General features: G+C 63.0%; 17 protein-coding genes. 11 read left to right on the top strand and 6 right to left on the bottom strand.

Annotated features, from left to right (window positions below; translation table 11 throughout):
- Positions 1 to 44: 44 nt before the first annotated feature.
- Together cysG and H2LOC_RS05545 are read left to right on the top strand one after the other, a co-directional pair.
- Positions 45 to 1496 carry a siroheme synthase CysG gene (gene cysG, locus H2LOC_RS05550; RefSeq protein ID WP_246207000.1) on the top strand — a complete coding sequence of 484 codons (1452 nt, stop codon included), beginning with the start codon at positions 45 to 47 and terminating at the stop codon, positions 1494 to 1496.
- A gap of 223 nt (positions 1497 to 1719) precedes the next feature.
- The gene (locus H2LOC_RS05545; protein WP_202620529.1) at positions 1720 to 2403 is read left to right on the top strand and encodes a hypothetical protein; all 684 of its coding nucleotides are present in this window, start codon (positions 1720 to 1722) and stop codon (positions 2401 to 2403) included.
- On the opposite strand, the gene H2LOC_RS05540 is transcribed toward H2LOC_RS05545, so the two are convergent.
- The gene (locus H2LOC_RS05540) at positions 2365 to 2781 is read right to left on the bottom strand and encodes a very short patch repair endonuclease (RefSeq protein ID WP_136495481.1); all 417 of its coding nucleotides are present in this window, start codon (positions 2779 to 2781) and stop codon (positions 2365 to 2367) included. The two genes, H2LOC_RS05545 and H2LOC_RS05540, sit on opposite strands and share 39 nt — an antisense overlap.
- The gene (locus H2LOC_RS05535; protein WP_136495480.1) at positions 2778 to 3956 is read right to left on the bottom strand and encodes a DNA cytosine methyltransferase; all 1179 of its coding nucleotides are present in this window, start codon (positions 3954 to 3956) and stop codon (positions 2778 to 2780) included. Before H2LOC_RS05535 ends, H2LOC_RS05540 begins: the two co-directional genes overlap by 4 nt.
- A 78-nt stretch (positions 3957 to 4034) precedes the next feature.
- On the opposite strand from H2LOC_RS05535, the gene H2LOC_RS05530 reads away from it, so the two are divergent.
- The 3 genes from H2LOC_RS05530 to H2LOC_RS05520 all read left to right on the top strand — a co-directional run bounded on the left by H2LOC_RS05530 (position 4035) and on the right by H2LOC_RS05520 (position 6303).
- Positions 4035 to 4268: an SAM-dependent methyltransferase gene (locus H2LOC_RS05530; RefSeq protein ID WP_202620528.1), complete on the top strand. Its 234-nt coding sequence runs from the start codon at positions 4035 to 4037 to the stop codon at positions 4266 to 4268.
- A 358-nt stretch (positions 4269 to 4626) separates the two neighbouring features.
- Positions 4627 to 4833 (top strand): TOBE domain-containing protein, encoded by a 207-nt coding sequence (locus H2LOC_RS05525; RefSeq protein WP_136495479.1) that lies wholly within the window; start codon positions 4627 to 4629, stop codon positions 4831 to 4833.
- A 291-nt stretch (positions 4834 to 5124) separates the two neighbouring features.
- Positions 5125 to 6303 (top strand): DUF2235 domain-containing protein, encoded by a 1179-nt coding sequence (locus H2LOC_RS05520; RefSeq protein WP_154331584.1) that lies wholly within the window; start codon positions 5125 to 5127, stop codon positions 6301 to 6303.
- A gap of 132 nt (positions 6304 to 6435) precedes the next feature.
- Here the strand turns inward: H2LOC_RS05520 and H2LOC_RS05515 are convergent, their stop codons facing one another.
- The 4 genes from H2LOC_RS05515 to H2LOC_RS05500 form a co-directional block, all read right to left on the bottom strand.
- On the bottom strand, positions 6436 to 8739 hold the full coding sequence (locus H2LOC_RS05515; RefSeq protein ID WP_136495477.1) for an alkaline phosphatase family protein: 2304 nt from the start codon (positions 8737 to 8739) through the stop codon (positions 6436 to 6438).
- A gap of 134 nt (positions 8740 to 8873) precedes the next feature.
- Positions 8874 to 9584: a uroporphyrinogen-III synthase gene (locus H2LOC_RS05510; protein ID WP_136495476.1), complete on the bottom strand. Its 711-nt coding sequence runs from the start codon at positions 9582 to 9584 to the stop codon at positions 8874 to 8876.
- Positions 9581 to 10507, bottom strand: a complete 927-nt coding sequence (gene hemC / locus H2LOC_RS05505) for a hydroxymethylbilane synthase (RefSeq protein ID WP_136495475.1) — start codon at positions 10505 to 10507, stop codon at positions 9581 to 9583. Before hemC ends, H2LOC_RS05510 begins: the two co-directional genes overlap by 4 nt.
- 481 nt (positions 10508 to 10988) lie before the next feature.
- On the bottom strand, positions 10989 to 11657 hold the full coding sequence (locus H2LOC_RS05500) for a uracil-DNA glycosylase (RefSeq protein WP_136495474.1): 669 nt from the start codon (positions 11655 to 11657) through the stop codon (positions 10989 to 10991).
- Positions 11658 to 11871: 214 nt separating this feature from the next.
- Here H2LOC_RS05500 and H2LOC_RS05495 point away from each other — a divergent pair, with 214 nt between their 5' ends.
- From H2LOC_RS05495 to H2LOC_RS05470, 6 genes are all read left to right on the top strand, one after another.
- On the top strand, positions 11872 to 12402 hold the full coding sequence (locus H2LOC_RS05495) for a hypothetical protein (protein ID WP_136495473.1): 531 nt from the start codon (positions 11872 to 11874) through the stop codon (positions 12400 to 12402).
- Between the two features lie 5 nt (positions 12403 to 12407).
- Complete coding sequence (locus tag H2LOC_RS05490) at positions 12408 to 13142, top strand: dCTP deaminase domain-containing protein (RefSeq protein WP_136495472.1); 735 nt, start codon at positions 12408 to 12410, stop codon at positions 13140 to 13142.
- A gap of 225 nt (positions 13143 to 13367) precedes the next feature.
- Complete coding sequence (locus tag H2LOC_RS05485; RefSeq protein ID WP_202620527.1) at positions 13368 to 14564, top strand: MFS transporter; 1197 nt, start codon at positions 13368 to 13370, stop codon at positions 14562 to 14564.
- Positions 14565 to 14758: 194 nt separating this feature from the next.
- A complete protein-coding gene (gene tsaD / locus H2LOC_RS05480; RefSeq protein ID WP_136495470.1) occupies positions 14759 to 15823 on the top strand; it encodes a tRNA (adenosine(37)-N6)-threonylcarbamoyltransferase complex transferase subunit TsaD in 1065 nt (354 codons plus the stop codon).
- Positions 15824 to 15830: 7 nt separating this feature from the next.
- Complete coding sequence (locus H2LOC_RS05475) at positions 15831 to 16382, top strand: phospholipase D-like domain-containing protein (protein ID WP_136495469.1); 552 nt, start codon at positions 15831 to 15833, stop codon at positions 16380 to 16382.
- On the top strand, positions 16379 to 17368 hold the full coding sequence (locus tag H2LOC_RS05470) for an NAD(P)H-dependent glycerol-3-phosphate dehydrogenase (RefSeq protein ID WP_136495468.1): 990 nt from the start codon (positions 16379 to 16381) through the stop codon (positions 17366 to 17368). Before H2LOC_RS05475 ends, H2LOC_RS05470 begins: the two co-directional genes overlap by 4 nt.
- Positions 17369 to 17402 lie beyond the last annotated feature (34 nt).

The raw sequence follows: 17402 nt of genomic DNA, 5'->3' as shown, positions 1-17402 counted from the left end.
TCCTTCGCCGGGCCGCGCTTACCGCGACAGGACAAGCCGAATTGATGCGCAAGCCCGACGAAATCTCGTCCGATCTCATGGCGCCGCTGGAGACCTTGCCGGTCTTCCTCGACCTCAAGGGCCGGAAGGCGGTCGTCGTGGGCGGCTCGGAGGGCGCAGCCTGGAAAGCCGACCTCGCCGCCGCCGCGGGCGCGGAAGTTTGCGTTTTTGCCGCCGAAGCCAGCGAAAAAATGCGCGACATCATAGCTGCTCGCGCCAATGTCTCGTTCTTCGCGCGCGATCTCGCCCCGGAGGACCTGGTAGGCGCGGCGATCGTTCTCGGATCGGTCTTCGACGACGTCACGGCCGAACAGGCTCGCAATCTCGCCAAGGCCGCCGGGGTTCCGATTAATCTGGCCGATCGGCCGGCGATGAGCGACTTCATCATGGGGGCGATCGTGAACCGATCGCCGCTGGTCATCGGCGTTTCCACCGGCGGCGCCTCGCCGGTGTTCGCGCAGGCGGTGCGCGGGCGGCTCGAGACCCTGGCCCCCGCTTCCTTCGCCGGTTGGGCGCGCGCCGCCAAGGCCTGGCGCCCCCAAATTCTGGCCTCCGGCCTCGATTTTCTCGCGCGCAGGGATTTCTGGCGCCGCTTTGCGCGGCTCGCCTTTGCGCAGATCGCGCGCGAGCCGACCGAGCAGGACTGCGAAGCGCTGCTGGCTGAAACGCGCGAAGCCCTGGACGCTCCCTCACGCGGGCGCGTGACATTGGTCGGCGCCGGGCCAGGCGATCCGGAGCTTCTGACGCTGAAGGGCTTGCGCGTGCTCGCGGGCGCCGATGTCGTGCTGTTCGACGATCTGGTGCCGGCGAGCGTGCTCGATTTCGCGAGGCGGGAAGCCCAGCGCATCAATGTGGGCAAGCGCGGCTATGCGCCTTCGGTGCAGCAGCAGGAAATCACCGCCCTTCTGGTGAAACTCGCGAGCGAGGGCAAGAATGTGGTGCGCCTCAAGGGCGGCGACCCCATGATCTTTGGCCGCGCCAATGAGGAGATCGGGGCCATCCGCGCCGCCGGGCTGGATGTGGAGGTGGTGCCGGGCGTCACTGCGGCGCTGGCCGGAGCGGCCGCGCTGGGCCTGTCGCTGACCAGCCGGGAAACCGCCCGCCGGGTGCAGTTCATCACCGCCCACACCAAGGACGGGGTTTTTCCCGAGGATTTCGACTGGAGCGCGCTCACCGACGCCCGCGCGACGACGGCGGTCTATATGGGCAACCGGACCCTGCCGGAGCTCTCGAGGCGCCTGATCGCAGAGGGCGCCGATCCGTCGACGCCCGCATTTCTGATCGAGCGCGCGAGCACGCCGCAGCAAAAGGTCATCCGCGGGACCATCGCCGATCTGCCGGGCAGGATGGCGCAGGAAAGCCTCGACGGGCCGGTGCTGGTGCTGATCGGGCGCGCGCTGGCGGGGGAGGGCGATGGAACTTGGGTGCTTGTCGACTCGGGAGGTGGGGCGTCCTAAAACTGGAGGCTAAGCCGCTCGCGATTCGCTGTCAGGACTCGAGATGTTTGGTCCGGAGATACTCGTCCGCACTCTCTCTAAAACGACGCGGGAGGATCGATACGGAAACCGTTGGCAATATCATTCCCGCAGCGATCACCATTCTAAGGTTGCGTGCTGGGGAATCATATTCGACCTCCTGCGGTTGAACCCTTTGCTGCAACGTCACGTCGCGAATGGGATCGTGAATTTCGGGATCAACCACGAGATGCGAGATTTCGCTCACGATCGGAAGAAGAATCTCGATCTCGTTCTCTGCACGAGCTCCCGCGTCGACAGCAGGCTGGCGGACCAGACGCTGCAGTCTATTTCGCGTGATTACGGCATCGACCTCACTGAAAAGGAGCAGGCCGAGATGGAGGCTCTTCCTCCTCTGCGCCGCGCTCCAGTAGGCAGCGTCCTGATGGCGCTGGAAGCCAAAGCTTGCATGACGGCGCATCAGCGGGCCCTTCCGCGCCTTTATGACGAGCTGAACTCGTCGCATCTGACCGTTCATGGGGCGAGCGACCAGGCAATCGCCGCCGGTTTCACCATGGTCAATATTGCCAGCAATTATCTCAGCCCCGATCTCAACAAAGGAAATCGACGGCATAGTCCAGAGTGGAGCGTTCACGATCAGCCGCGCGACGCCCAATTGGCGATCGAAAAAATCCGTCAGCTACCGAGGAGATCGAAGACTGGCGACACAGGCTATGATGCGTTGTCGATCGTGGTAATCGATTGCGCGAACGACGGCGCCCCCGCCAGGCTGGTTACGGAGCCTCCAGCTCCACAACCGGGCGAAATCTATCACTATGCGTCCATGATCGACCGTCTCGGGCATATCTACTCAACTCGGTTCAAGGATATTGGACAGCTTGGCCCTTAGACGGCTGGGGTCGGAAGTCAGGCATTCCCAAACGATCGCTACCCGAAATCCGGCTTTTCTCAAAACCTTTATCGCTCGGGCGTCGCGTGATCGGTTCGATACGAATTTCTCGCGCCAGAATGCTTCGTTCGTTTTTGGGATTGTCGCTCGACGGCAGCCGGTATGATGGTGCCAGAAACAGCCATGAACAAAAACGGCCCATTTTCTTCGGCGATTGGCGAAATCCGGCGAGCCGGGCAGCGAACGCACGTTGAGCCGATACGACGCTCCCAACTCTCTCAAAGCCGACCCGACGATAAGCTCCGCGCTGGTTCCACGCTGACGGATCCGGCCCATAAGCAGGCTGCGCTTCGGATCGACAGGCGCGAATGATCTCATTCGGCGGCGACAGGTGGTATGAGCCGAGTCCCTGCGGTGGGCGCATCGGCCTCCATTCTCAGAAGATGGCGGCCCAGGCGCTCTTTGAAGCCGGGAACGAACCGTAGAGTGCCGCGCTCGGTTCGAGACAAGAAGCCCCGAGTAGCTCTGGCGGAGAGCGGTTTTCCTTCGAATCGCAGAAACTCGGAAAGGGGCGGGCGCTCCTTCCAAACCGGAAAGCTCCCGATTTCAACCCGGAGCCGATGCTTGCCATCGAAGCGCGCCGCTTTCGACCACCGTCCGTCAGATGATGGATCTCTGTCCCGAGCGCGGTCGTAACAGCCGGGCTTCGCCAGTCGCGCTCCTATCCACGCAGCCATGGGAACGGTTACCGCATTTCCGACCAGAGCCCAACGCTGCGAAGAGCGCGCAACCGACTCGGCCGGAGCCGTCCAGTCGGCGTCGAAGCCTTGCAACCGCTCGGCGTCCCGGATGTCCGGCGTGATTACTCGGCCGTTAGGGAGCAGTATTGCGGGTGGCGAAGCTATGCCGACGGTGGAGCCGTTCTTTAGGGTCGGGATAGCGTCAGGCGCCCACCCCAAGCCTCGTATGCCTTCTGTCCAATAGAAACCGTGCGCATGGGTCGACAGGGAGGTCTTTCGATCCTCTGTGAAGGCCTCATCGGCAAGAAGCACGTCGGCAGGGTCGATATCGGTCGTCGTAGCGACGAACAGAACACGCTCTCTGCGCTGGGGAAGAAAAGCGAGAGAGTTCACCACCCGATAAGCCCAGCGGTATCCTCTCTCCTCAAATGCTTCGACTAATGTGCGAAGTCCTCTCCCTTTGTCGAGGTGAAGCATGAACGAGACGTTCTCGAGCACAACCCAGGGGGCGCGCCGCTGATCGAGGAGGCGGAACACGTGCCCCACCAAACTCGAACGTGTTCCCGTAATGCCCGCCGTCAGTCCCGCCTGACTCAGATCCTGGCACGGAAATCCGCCGACGACGACTTCGGTATCGTCCGGCAGGCTTCGCAACCCGGCCACATCGGCTTCGCACGGAACATCCGGGTGCCGCGCGGACAGCACCGCTCGGGCGGGCTCCCAAATCTCGCAGAGCATGATCGCCTCATGCCCGGCCGACGCCAGACCCGATTCGAGACCGCCGATCCCCGCAAACAGTCCTGCGACCTTCATCTCTCACCTTTCAAGGTCTGCGCCGGTTTCGCCGATCGCCGGAATCACTCAATATTACATTGCTGAAACGCTGGGAGAATGAGAATACTCCTCAATGTATGTTCGCATATTGTTCTTGTGGAGCCAATCTTTTCTTTCCAGCCCGCTGGCCGCGCCGATCCGTCGACGCCCGCATTTCTGATCGAGCGCGCGAGCACGCCGCAGCAAAAGGTCATCCGCGGGACCATCGCCGATCTGCCGGGCAGGATGGCGCAGGAAAGCCTCGACGGGCCGGTGCTGGTGCTGATCGGGCGCGCGCTGGCGGGGGAGTAGGGGCGCGGAAGCTGAGCGAACGGACGTCGCGCGCGGTCGAGCTATAGTGTAATTAAAGCGCTATCGCACGGTTTCCGCGAGATCGCTTCGTGATCCGCAGAAGCGACCGCGTGGCCAATGGAGTGATGTTCGCGTCGTCCAAGGCTTCGGGCCAGCAACGCCGGCGCGCCGTCGATCATGAACAGCATTGTCTATTGGGGCGCCGACCATCCCGGATTCAAGGGCTGGGGCAGGTTCGATGAACGGCGTCCCGCCTGCCGGCCGGATGCTCCTCTCCCCGAATTGCAGGAGGTTGGATCGCCGGGCCCGGGGCTCTACTTGCAGCCTGTGGGCGCCCCAAGCCTGATGGAGATCGACTATGGCGACAAGTCTACGAAACCATGTGAAGGGCAAGGTCAAGGAGATCGTTCCGGGTCCGGCCGTGTGCGAGGTGGAAATCGAGACCTCGGCCGGAACCCTGAGTTCCGTGATCACCGCCCGCAGCCTGCAGGAATTGGGACTGAAGGTCGGCGACGAAGTCCGCGCGGTGGTAAAATCCACAGAGGTCGGAATAGAAAAACCGTAGCGCGTGCCTGCGCCGGATTGTTCGTGGATCACGGCGAATTACCACGTTCCCCAGCGTGTTCGGGCCAAACTCTGTCGAACGCGTTCCGTAGATCTTTGATCTGGTGCGTTCTCTTCCAAAAGACCGTTTCGCATTTCTTGGGAGCCTGCTCCAGGGGATTGCCAATTCTGCACAGGCTGATAGCCTGGGTTCAGGCTCTTTTTCCAGTCTCGATGGATTTCGGCCGTTCGGCCAGCAATCGCGAGCGTGAGCGGCCGGGTTCAGCTATTTCGTTTATTGCCGGAGGACAGCGTGGCCAAAAGTATCGTTATATTTTGTGACGGAACCTGGAACGAGCCGACAAAGCGGGGCACAAACGTCCTTCGCATGCTTCAGGCCATGGATTTTGCGGACAAGGACGGAAATCCTCAGCTTGCGCATTACATCGCGGGCGTCGGCACACGCCGGGAGGACGAAAAATTCATCGGCGGTGCGTTCGGTTTCGGCATATCAGAAAACATAAAAGACGCCTATTCTTTTATCGTCAGCAATTACGAGGTTGGCGACAATATTTATTTATTCGGCTTCAGCCGTGGCGCTTATACCGCCAGAAGCATCGCGGGTTTAATTCATAATCTTGGGATTCTTTATCGTTATAACCTTCCTCTGGTCTCGGTCGCCTATAAATACTACAAGGACAAGACCGAGGCGTGGAGCCCCCATGGAGCTGAATCGATAAAATTCCGCCAACAATATTGCCATCCCTATCCCAACAAGATTCGGTTCCTGGGCGTGTGGGATACGGTCGGCGCGCTCGGCGCGCCTTATGGCGAAATCTTCGGCCGCTTGCTCAACGCATTATTCAACACGGGATTCCACGACGTAACGCTGAGCGAGAGCGTCGACGCGGCTTATCACGCGATGGCCGCCGACGAACGCAGATGGCCGTTCCGACCGACCCCTATCGTCCTTACCGATCATCATCTTTCGCGGAACAAAGAGAACGTCGCCGAATTCGGTTTCCCGCTTTATGCGCAGCGATGGTTCCCCGGAGTGCATTCGAATGTCGGCGGGGGCTATGAGACAAAGCATGGCCTGTCTGATTACGCGTTGCAGTGGATGGCGGCGCGCGCCGAGGAAAACGGCCTGAAACTCCAGAATTTGTCGGAAGTTCGCTTTGCGCCCGATCGCCCTTTCGCGCCAGATCCGGGCGAACCGATAGAAAACAGCCAGACCTTGGCCTATCGGCTCGCCACCGTTCTGCTGGTCAGGATTCCGAGCCTCTTGGGGCTCAAATCGGTTTATCCCGAAAGCGATCAGCCGCTCGCCGCCAATATCGATTGGCGCGGCGACTATGTTCGCCCGATCGGCGCATCGGAAGATGTCAGCGCGGTCGAGGAAAAAATCGGAATCGACACCTCGTACCGACCGGTAAATTGCCCAGGCGCCGGGGTCTCTCAGCCGGAGCGGCAAAAAGAGCCCCAATCGTAACGGATTCAGGGCCTGCCGGCGACTAAAGCGCATTCATGTCTCCTGGAAACATGAATACGCTCTAAGCTTTTGTTTTGACGCGTGTCCCACGCCGAATCTACTTCGGCTGGAAACGCTCACATCTAGCGGCGCTCAGTGCGGCAGCGCCGGCGTCACGGTAAAGGAGTCGCTGCGGCCGATCGGAACGCCGGCGGCGCCGGTGTTCGTCAGCAAGTAGATATTGTAGACGGCGTTCACCGGTAGTTCGGAGGCTGAAGCCATCGCCTCGCCGCACGGGCCGCCGCCCTCTGCCGGCGTCTTCAGCCAATAGCCGATGCTGAGCGCATTCGCCTGCGTCAGCTGATCCGGCGTCGTTCCGGCCGGGAAGACGCCGATCCAGGCATCGCCCGCAGCGGCATTGTTGGGGCGGCAGTAGCGGACCAGCGTGTTGGCGCCCTCGCGCACGAAGATCGCCTTGGTCCCGCCGTCGGCCCGGGGGGCGTCGACGATCTCGACCCCGGGCGTGCGCGGACCGACCTGCGGCGAAGGAAGAACGCGCAGTGGGATAGGCGCGCGCACTGGCCGGCCGTCGGCTCTATCGACACGCCAGGCGCCGTAATAGCCCGGAGCCAGGCCCTCGGTCGGGATGGTCGCGGCTCCCTTTGCGTCGAACGCGAACCGCGGAGCGTCCTCATCCGGCGCTCGGCCGAGCGGCGCCAGCACGGCCGCCGTATTGGCGATGTCGTCCGGGGCGATCAATACGAACTTCTGCCCGCGCTCGGCCGAGGCGGGCGTCGCGACCCGGCCGAAGGTCTCGGCGATCGCGCCACGCGTCGCCAGCGCCGGTGAGGGGATCGGGTTGGCCGGGCGGGCATGAGGCCGTTGCTCGTCTTCGTCCTTGAACACGGAATTCAGCGGCGTAGCGTATCGGTCAAAGCGATCGAAGCCGGGTAGCCTGAAGGCGGACTCGATGGTGCGAAGCACGCCGTAGGCGTCGTAATGCGTGCGATCGATCGCGCCCTCGCGCAGCAGGCCGGGCGAGCCCACCAGGACCGTTGCAATGTGGTTGTCGGGCCAGCCCCAACCCAGGCTCTCGTCCCAGGTCACGACCAGCAGCGAGCGCGATCCTCTCCATTCAGGCGACGCCAGAAGCGGGGCGAATGTGGATTGCAGGAACTGGTCCTGCCGCTGCAACGACACACCCACGTCGAAGTTGTCCTGCCAAGCGCCTTCGCCGTCCCACCACCCGTCGGCGGCGATCCATGCGAAATTCGGGAGCTTGCCGCCGGCCGCGATCGCGCCCTGGAAATCGGTCAGATCGCGCATCGTCGCCTGGCAGCGGGCCGGGTTGGCGATGACATTGTGGAACTGCGCGAACGGCTGGTCGTCCGGCGCATACCAGCCGGCGCCCGACGGATCGCTATTGAGGTTGCACGGCGCCTTCATGTTCTGGACATAGGCGCTCCATGAGCGCCGCTGCGCGTCGAGCAGGTCGCCGAGATGCGTCGCCGACAGATCATAGTTGGGGTAATAGACCGGCCCAAATTTGTACGTATTGCCGGCGACCATCGCGACATAATTCTGATCGCTCGGATGGTAGGCGGCCCACATATCCGTCAGCAGCACACCCCGACGCGCCAGCGAGGCCAGGAACGGCATGCGCTCATCGATCGAAGCGGAGCGGCCGTCGTCATGCACGATGTCGGCGTAGTTCGTGTTCTCCATCATCACGACATAGACATGGTCGAGCGGCGGCGTCATGCCCTTCGGCTCTTTCGGCTCTTGCGGCGGCGCCGCAGCCAGCGCGCGGACATCGCCCGAGAGCGTCAGGCTCAGATTGTCGGCGAAAGCGTTCTGGAACGAGCTCATGCCGCTCGGGAAATCGACGCTGACGGCGATTTGGCGCGTGCCCGGCGGCACCATTCCCTGCGCGGCGCGCTGTAGCAGCGCTGTCTTCTGATGGCGCGCCTCGGGGCCAGCGCCGGCCACCACGACCGGCGCTCCAGCAGCCCGCCTGTCGTCATGGAGGAAGATCGCGGTCAGCACGGCGTGCTCGGGGCGGTCGCGCCAGCCGCCGAGCCAGCCCGACAGCGAAAAAGCCACCTGTCCTTTGTCGATGGCTTCGGCAGCGGCCGAGACGTCCACGATCTGCTCGATCGACGTATCGATTCCCGGCGAAGCGAACAGCGCCTTGCCCGGCGATCCGCCCGTCGGAAGGACCGGAACCTCGTTCATGTAGCTAAAACCCGACCAGCACGCGACGCTTGCCGCGCCCCGAACGACGGTCCAGCCCGGCGTCGGCGTCTGCGCAGTCCAGTCGTCCGTGCAAAGATGCGCCTCGGCGTGGCCGTTGACCAGAAGATTGCCTGTGACGGCCGCGCCCGCAGGCGGAACGCAGGCGAAGACTGCGCCTCCCACGGCAAGGCCGAGCAGCCCGTGGCGCAAAATATGTTTCATCAGCCCCCGCCTCGAATTGTTCTTCGTCGATTAGGGAGCGCCTATAGAAGCCTATGGTGACGGCGCGGTGACCGGCTCACGGGCTGATAGTTGATATTATGAGCGTTTGGGGCGGGCGGAACGGTCGAGATCGCTCAAGCTTGCTTCAGCGTCGCGAGCAATCCCAGCAATGCGCTCTCGTCCGGCGTGGCGGCGATGAGCGGCTTCACGCCCAGCTCGCGCTCCAGTGGTGCGGCGACATCGGCGGAAAGCGCAAGCTGCGGAACTTCGCGCAGGCGCTCCAAAACACCGGCCTCGCGCGCGAGGGCCAAAAAAATCTCGGCGCTGCGCCGGGAGTAATGCAACACGGCTTTGAGTTCGCCGCCGGCGATGGCGGCAAGCGCTTCCGCAGACAGCGCCTTCGCCGCCTGCGCTTCATAGGTCTCCACCACCACAACCTCATGCCCCGCCGCGCGCAGGCCGGATTCCAGATCCTCCTTGCGGTCTCGTCCGGCGAGATAAAGGAAGCGCGCCGGGGCGCGATAGCGGGCCTTGAGAAGCGCCAGCAGAGCCGCTGCCTTGCCGGCGACGATATAGGTCCGCCAGCCTTGCGCCTCTGCGGCTTTCGCCGTGCGCGCGCCGACTGCGTGGAGCGGCGTCTCCCACAGATCCTTGGGCGGCGGTAGGCGTTCGACGCCTCTGGCGCTGGTAACGAGCGCGGCGTCGAAAGGCCCCTCGGGAAGAGAGACTTCGAGACGCGCCGGCTCCAGCACGGGGGAAAGAACCGGCTCGAAGCCCATTTCGCGCAGCCTCGCCGCCGTGCGCCCGGCATCGTCGCGCGCACGAAGGACGAGGACGCGCCTCACGCCAGCCCCGCGACGCCGTGGGGCAGGCGGCGCAATATGTCGTGGCCGGCATGGTAGCCGATCAGGGCGGCGTCCACGGGGAGCCCGCTGTGGCTGGAGGAGAAAACCTCGCCGCCGTCGCTGCGCAGCACCTCGCCGGAGAAGACCAGATTCTCGCCTTCCAGCCGGGCGTAGGCGGCGATCGGCGTGCGGCAGGAGCCGTCGAGCACGGCGAGGAAGGAGCGCTCCGCCGCGAGCGCAAAACCCGTGGCCGCGTCCAGAATGGGGGCGAGCGCAGCGCGGGTTTTGGCGTCGTCGGCGCGGCAGGTGATCCCGATGGCGCCCTGGCCGGCGGCCGGCAGGAAGCTTTCCAATGGCAGAAGTTCTGTGGCCCTGTCGGCGAGCCCGAGCCGCTTGAGCCCGGCATAGGCCAGCAGCGTGCCGTCGAATTCGCCGCTCTCCACCTTTTTCAGTCTTGTTTCGACATTGCCGCGCAGCAGCGCGGTCTTGATGTCGGGCCGCAGGCGCTTGACCTGGGCGGCGCGGCGCAGCGACGCCGTGCCGACCGTCGCGCCCTGGGGCAGCTCCGCCAGTTTCATGCCGCCGCGGCCGATGAAGACGTCGCGGACATCCTCGCGCGGCAAATAGCCCGCGACGATAATCTCCGTGGGCAGATGCGTCGGCAGATCCTTGGAGGAATGAACGGCGAGGTCGATGCCTCCGGCGATCAGCGCGGAGTCGAGCTCCTTGGTGAAAAGCCCCTTGCCGCCCGATTCCGATAGCGCGCGATCCTGAATCACGTCGCCGGTGGTGCGGATGATCTCGATGGCGATGCTGTCTTCGGCGACGCCCAGCGACCGCGCCAGCAAAGCCCGGGTCATATGGGTTTGCGCCAGCGCGAGCGGGCTGCCGCGCGTGCCGATGCGTAGGGGTGGGGTGGTCATGCAATATCCGTTCTGGTGACGCGGCTTTCGCCGCGACTATAGGAGCAACGGCGCTTGCGGCAAGCAATAAGGCGCGCGAAGATCGCTCTGGACTCCGGTTATCTGATGCGGCGCTCTTTCTGTTGGTCAGTCTTCTCAAATGATCGAGCTCGAAAAATGCGTGACCAGAGGGAAAGGATGCACCTTCCATTCCGGGCATTGTTCAGATCGCCGGAAGCCTACACCATACCAACAGCAGATGGCGGCGCGGCTCTTCGATACAGGGCCGGAACTCGATTGCGCGAAAGCCCGGCGTCGCGCCGATTAGCGGGCGGCCTCTGCCGGTGCCGACTTGAACGCCGCTTCCTGGCCGGGGCGGATGGTGAGATAGGCAGTTTCTCATGAGTGTTCGAGATTTCGCGAACGGCGTTGCACGCGAACTCCGGGCCGACAATGCTCGAGTCAGATGCGTTCTGGCTTAGCGCAAGCGGCATAACGCGCATCAGAGTAGTCGTCTGCCTTGCGCCAACCCAAAGCGAGAGTGCATCCCCTCTACGAACTCCCTTTTTCCACCGTAGCTCGGATGACGAATTTTTTCGGCGCTGACTTCCAGTTCAGCGAGCCCCCGCTCTGCATCGCGGCCAATCGCGATTATGGATTTTGGTCGTAAGGTCTCCAAAAGCCAAATCAACAACGGTCGGCAGGCTTGGCGTTCGAAGCGGCTATGGCAGCGGTTCGAAAATGGGTTGCCAGCCTGATGTGGATGCAGTGGAAACACGTTCCAAAGGAAGATAGGTCGTTGAAGTTCGTTTAGAACTTGCCAAACAATCGTTGCAGTTCGCTCGGCTACTGCAGGCCCCTTGGTCGCCCGAGCCAGCGGCAAGGCACCCCCGAACAAATCGGCATGTGCGCCGAGGTGGGCTTCATCGGTTAAAGCGAGGCCGGTGCGCCGGCCGCCAAGGTAGCCAAGATCGCGCGCGATCCAAATCGACTCAACGCCATGGGTGAGCGCTGCGTTTAAAACCAGAGATAAGTTGCGCCTTCGAATTCCCGCGGCATCTGGAATATCCTGAGCAACGCAAACGTCGGAATAAGGGTTGAAAACGTCATCGAACCTGAGTGCGGCGATATGCCCGATGAACTTCTCGACCTCGCGCTCTTGGGATCTCATTTGGCTGGAATCCTTCTTTAATGGGGAAATTTATGGAGGATATTATCGCAGGACCTTTAGAAACATGTCTCGCCTATCCACAAGAAACTTTGTCTGGACCTAAGGGATTCTGGGCAAGGTGGTTGTATGGAAGTGAACCGAGAACAGAGCGACAGATTCCGGGAGGCTCTTGGGGCAGCATGAGCAGTCCCAAGGCGGAAGGGAGGGCCATCACATGATGTCATTGCGCCTGCATGCGAGCGACGTGCTCTTAACGGACGACCTAACTCCGTGGCAGCAAGAGCAATTCCGCCATGACCAGCGGAATCACTCGGACATTTTGAACATGCCCAGGCCCGACCGCCTGAAGCACTATGGATTGCATTTTGCGAAATATGTTGGCCGGCTTGCTCGTGGCTCGGCTGAGACAAAACCGGTTGATCGGACCATTGTCGACGCGGCTCTCATTTGTCTCAGCGCTGCCAACTCGCTCAATCAACGTCTGAAGAAACCGGCATCAACTATGCCGTCTTCGAGCCTTCAAACCGATAAAACGCTCTCCCTCGCGGATGCCGCAGGTCGGTTCGCCGACGCGTGTGAAAAGATAGACCATTTGGAAGAATTTTTATTGCTCGCACGAACTGCAAACGAAGACATCCTGAAATGGGTTTTCACTATCTCTGCAGAACGGCATCTGAATTTATCGTCAGCTATCAAAGTGCGCCGCAAAGAAATTGCCGATAGGCAATTTTATATTATGGACTAACGAGGATGAGCTTCTGGAGCGGCGAGAAACTTGCTGCGAACCCCGCCGTAGTAAGTGATTTTTCTATCGATCAGGTTGACGTGAACGCGTACAACTTGCGCATGGGAAACTGTTACTTTCGCACAGCCGAGAGTGCGGCAGGGAAAGAGCAAAAAAAGACGTTCTTGTCAGCAGGCGAAGCTTTTATCATACCGCCTGGGCAGTTTGCATACCTTCTTTCCCGAGAGGCTGTAAATGTCCCAGACAACGCGATGGCTTTCATATCAATGCGTACCGGAGTCAAGTTCAAGGGCTTGATTAATGTCTCCGGGTTCCACGTTGATCCGGGCTACGAGGGCAAGCTGATCTACGCAGTATATAATGCTGGCCCTTCTCAAGTGCAAATATGTGAGGGAGACGCTGTCTTCAAAATTTGGTTTTGCGACCTAGATCATCGGTCTGGTGAGCAATACCTGTTCAGAGGATCAGCGCGAAACGACATAAGTAGTGATCTGATAAGCGGAATGAGTAAAGAGATATATTCGCTGCAAAGTTTAGCAGATAAAATGAGAGATTTGGAAGCAAGTATAAACACAAAGCTTGCAGAGCAGAAGCCGATAATCGATAATCTTACCTTCGTGTGGCGCGCGGTTATAGTGGGCGTTATTGGGGCTGTGTTGCTTGCTGTTCTAACCTTGGCTTGGCAAAACTCAGTTGGAGATTTTCATGTTAGGAATCAGCGAACTCAATCTGTGCAGTAGTATTGCGCCCAGCTCGTGATTCCCCAATCTTTAAGCCCGACATATTCCGTGGCCACGACGCCAGTCGGATAGTATTCGTTTATCGCATGGCCAGCCTCGTCATAGGCGAAAATCGTCCCCGTGCTCGGCCCCGACGGATTGATTATGGGTATCCTTTGTCGGGGTCTTCTGGCGTCGTTGCGGTGGGCTCGGCCCTTGCATACCCGCCCTCGGCGAGGAGACGACGTGACCCACACCCCGGCGATCACAAAACTTGCCGATCCCTACCGCTGGACCGCGCTCGCGCTTGCGACCTGGGCCCAGGTCGCCGGCTGTTTTCTCATGCAGGGGCTCGGCGCTCTGGGACCTCAGATGCAACGCGCCATGGGGTTGAACGCCGCCAAAATCGGCCTGTTGAGTTCATCGGCCCAGCTCGCGCCCATCATCGGATTGCTGGTCGCCGGCGAGTTGCTCGACCGTTTCAGCGAGCGCCTGATCGTCGGTCTCGGGGCGGCGATGGTCTCAGCTTCGATCTTCGCGGCCTCGCGCGCGGAGAGCTATACGGCGCTGCTCGCCTGTCTGGTTGTCGCCAGCATCGGCTATTCCTCGGTTCAGCCCGGGGGCGGGAAGGCGGTGGCTTCCTGGTTCGCGCCCAATCAGCGCGGCCTCGCCATGGGCGTTCGCCAGGCCGGCCTGCCGCTCGGGGCGGCGCTGGGGACGCTAATTCTCCCCGCGGTCGCGCAGCTGCGGGATTGGCGCGGCGCTTTCGCTCTCGGCGCCTTGGTGGCGCTGCTCGGGGGCCTGAGCTTTGCGGCTCTTTATCGGGCGCCGGCGGAGGGCGCGCCGCGGCTGGCGGAATTCCCGCCCTTGAGCGAACGCCTCGCTCTGTTGCGCCTGCCGGGCATGAGGCGCATCCTTCTTCCCGGCGTCACGCTGGTTTCGCTGCAATTTGCGCTCAGCGTCTATCTGCCGCTCGATGTGCGGGATCGTTTCGCCCTGCCTGCGGAAACCGGGGTCGCTGCGCTTTTCGCCGCCCAAGCCGCCGGAGCCGTGGGACGCATCGTGCTCGCCTTTTGGAGCGACCACAGCGACCACGGCCGTTATTTTCCTTTGCAGGCCAGCATGGCCGCCCTCGTCGCCGGAACCGCGGCCTATGTGGCGCTGCCGGCGGCTTCGCCGGCGCTGCTTTATGCGCTGGCGCTGTGGCTCGGTTTCTTCGGCTTCGGCTGGTATGGCCCCTGGATCGCGCTGGTCAGCGAGACCGCGCCGCCGGGGCGGATCGGCTTCATGATCGGACTGGTCATGGCGGTGAACCAGATCGCCGTCGTCCTGGCGCCGCCTCTGTTCGGCTGGCTGCGGGACGCTTCGGGAAGCTTCGTCTTCGGTTGGCTTCTTTTGACGGCGGCGAGCGCCGCCGCGCTGGCGATCACGCGGCGGGGCTAGAGTCATTTCAGTTTCCATGGAAACATGAAAAGACTCGCCGCCTATTTCCCTCCCCATTCATGCGGTAGAGAGTCCCGGTTTGGTCGTGTTTTCTTCGCGCGAACCGGTATCCACTTCGCCCGAAAACACTCTATAGGTTGGAAAAGAATCGCGCGGGCGCAGAATCGGCCCTTCCATGCGCGAGGGGGACCCGAATGCGCGTTTTGGGCATTGAGACGACCTGTGACGAGACCGCCGCGGCGGTCGTCGAGGACAAGCTCGGCGGCGGGGGCGGCGAAATCCTCTCGAACGAGGTGATGAGTCAGATCGCCCGCCACGCCGCCTATGGCGGCGTCGTGCCCGAGATCGCCGCGCGCGCCCATATCGAGGTGCTCGATCGTCTGGTGGCGCGCGCCCTTTCCGACGCGCGCATCGACCTCGGCGCGGTGGACGCCGTGGCGGCGGCGGCCGGACCGGGATTGATCGGCGGCATATTGGTGGGGCTGACCGCCGGCAAGGCGCTGGCGCTCGCGGCCGGAAAGCCCTTCATCGCGGTCAATCATCTGGAGGCCCACGCCCTTACCGCGCGCCTCACCGACGGCACCGACTTCCCCTATCTCGCCCTGATCGTTTCCGGCGGCCATACCCAGCTCGTCGCGGTGCGGGGCGTCGGGGATTATCAGCGCCTCGGCTCCACCATCGACGACGCTATCGGGGAAGCTTTCGACAAGGTGGGCAAGATGATGGGCGCGCCTTATCCCGGCGGGCCGCATATCGAAAGGCTCGCCGCCGAAGGCGACGCCCAGCGCTTCAATCTGCCGCGCCCGATGCTGGGACGGCCCGGAGCGGATTTCTCCCTTTCCGGGCTCAAGACCGCCGTGCGGCAGGAGCTGCTGCGCCTCGGTGAAGAGCCTTCCGACACGGACAAGAGGGACATCGCCGCCTCTTTCCAGGCCGCGATCGTCGATATCGTGGTGGATCGCGTGCGCTCGGCGCTGCGGCTTCTCGCGGAAGAGGACTGCCGCCCCAATGCGCTGGTCATCGGCGGCGGGGTGGGCGCCAATGGCGCGATACGCCGCGCGCTCACGCGTTTCTCGGCGGAGGCGGGGCTGCGCTTCATTTCTCCGGCGCCCGAGCTCTGCTCCGACAACGGCGCGATGATCGCCTGGGCGGGGCTGGAGCGTTTCAAGCTCGGCCTCGTGGACGATCTCGGTTTTGCGCCTCGCCCGCGCTGGCCTCTCGACGCCAGCTTCAGCGCCGCGCATCACGGCAAGGCCTGAGAGAGCCATGCGAACCAGACTGGCCGCCGCGGTGACGGCGCTGGCCTTGACGCCGCAGCCGCCGGCCTCCGGCCCGCTCTCGAAAGAGCCGTCTTTTGCGGGCGTGCGGGCCTTCTATGGTCCGGGAGACGGGATCGGCTCGATCGACGCACGGCTGATCGACGAGGCCCGATCCTCCATCGACATGGCCGCCTATGTCCTCAGCGACCGGGCGGTGGTGAGCGCGCTGGGCCGCGCCGCGATGCGGGGCGTCCATATCCGCGTCTATCTCGACGGCGATCAGATGGCCCATTCCGAGCATGCGGTGGCGGCCATTTCCGCCACGCCCAATGTCGAGCTGCGCCAGAAACGCCGATCGGGGGATCTCATGCACATGAAATCCTTCGCCGTCGACCGGCGCATCCTGCGCAGCGGATCGGCCAATTTCAGCGTTTCGGGCGAGGAATATCAGGACAACGACCTGATCGTCGTCGAAAGTCCGGAGCTCGCGCGCGGCTTCAGCGAAAATTTCGAGCGGCTCTGGGCGCGGGCCGACAACCAGCGGATTGGAGCAAGATGAGCCGCGCCTCGGTATTCGTTCTCGGCGCCGGAGCATGGGGCGCGGCGCTCGCCAATGTCGCCTCGGCGGGACGCGATCGCGTGCCCCTTTGGGGACACGACACCGCCCATATAGCGGCGCTGGCGCGGGACCGGGAAAACCGGCGGCATTTGCCGGGCCTTCCCCTTGCGCCCGCCGTCGCGCCGACCGCCGATCTCTCCGACCTCGCCGAGGCCGAGATTGTCCTCGGCGTCGTGCCCGCGCAGGCGATGCGGTCCGTCGTCCGGCAGGCGCGCCCCTATCTGCGCAAGGGCGCGGCCTTCGTCACCTGCGCCAAGGGCATCGAGCGCGACACGCTCAAATTCATGAGCGAGGTCGTCGCCGAGGAGGCTCCCGAGGCGGAGGTCGCGGTTCTGTCGGGACCGAGCTTCGCCAGCGATGTCTGCAAAGGGTTGCCCACCGCCGTGACGCTGGCGGCGGGCGACGACGCCCTGGCGCAGCATCTTTGCGAGCAGCTTTCCACCAGGACCTTCCGGCTCTACCGTTCCACCGACCTGCGCGGGGTCGAGATCGGCGGCGCGGCCAAGAACGTCCTCGCCATCGCCTGCGGCATGGCCGCCGGGCGCGCGCTGGGGGCCAGCGCGCAGGCCGCCCTCATCGCGCGGGGTTTCGCGGAACTGCGCCGGCTGGGCGAAGCCTGGGGCGCCCGCCAGGAGACGCTGATGGGCCTCTCCGGCCTGGGCGATCTGGTGCTGACCTGCGGTTCCGCCCAATCGCGCAACTTTGCGCTCGGCTATGCGCTGGGCGGCGGCGAAACGCCGCGCGAGGCCAATCACGGCAAGCTCGCGGAAGGCGCCTTCACCGCTTCCGCGCTGGTGGAGGTCGCGCGCGAAAGACAGATCGAAATGCCCATAGCCGAAGCGGTGGCGGCGATCCTCACCAACCGGCTGAGCGTGGAAGGGGCCATAGATTCTCTGTTGATGCGCCCGCTTCGGGCGGAAGCTTGAACATGCCTGCTACCGCCTTTCTCCCGGCTTGTTA

It is taken from the genome of Methylocystis heyeri, from assembly GCF_004802635.2.
Classification (GTDB): domain Bacteria; phylum Pseudomonadota; class Alphaproteobacteria; order Rhizobiales; family Beijerinckiaceae; genus Methylocystis; species Methylocystis heyeri.
The sequence above is the reverse complement of the archived record's forward strand: the minus strand, read 5'-3'. Positions and strand labels throughout refer to the sequence as shown.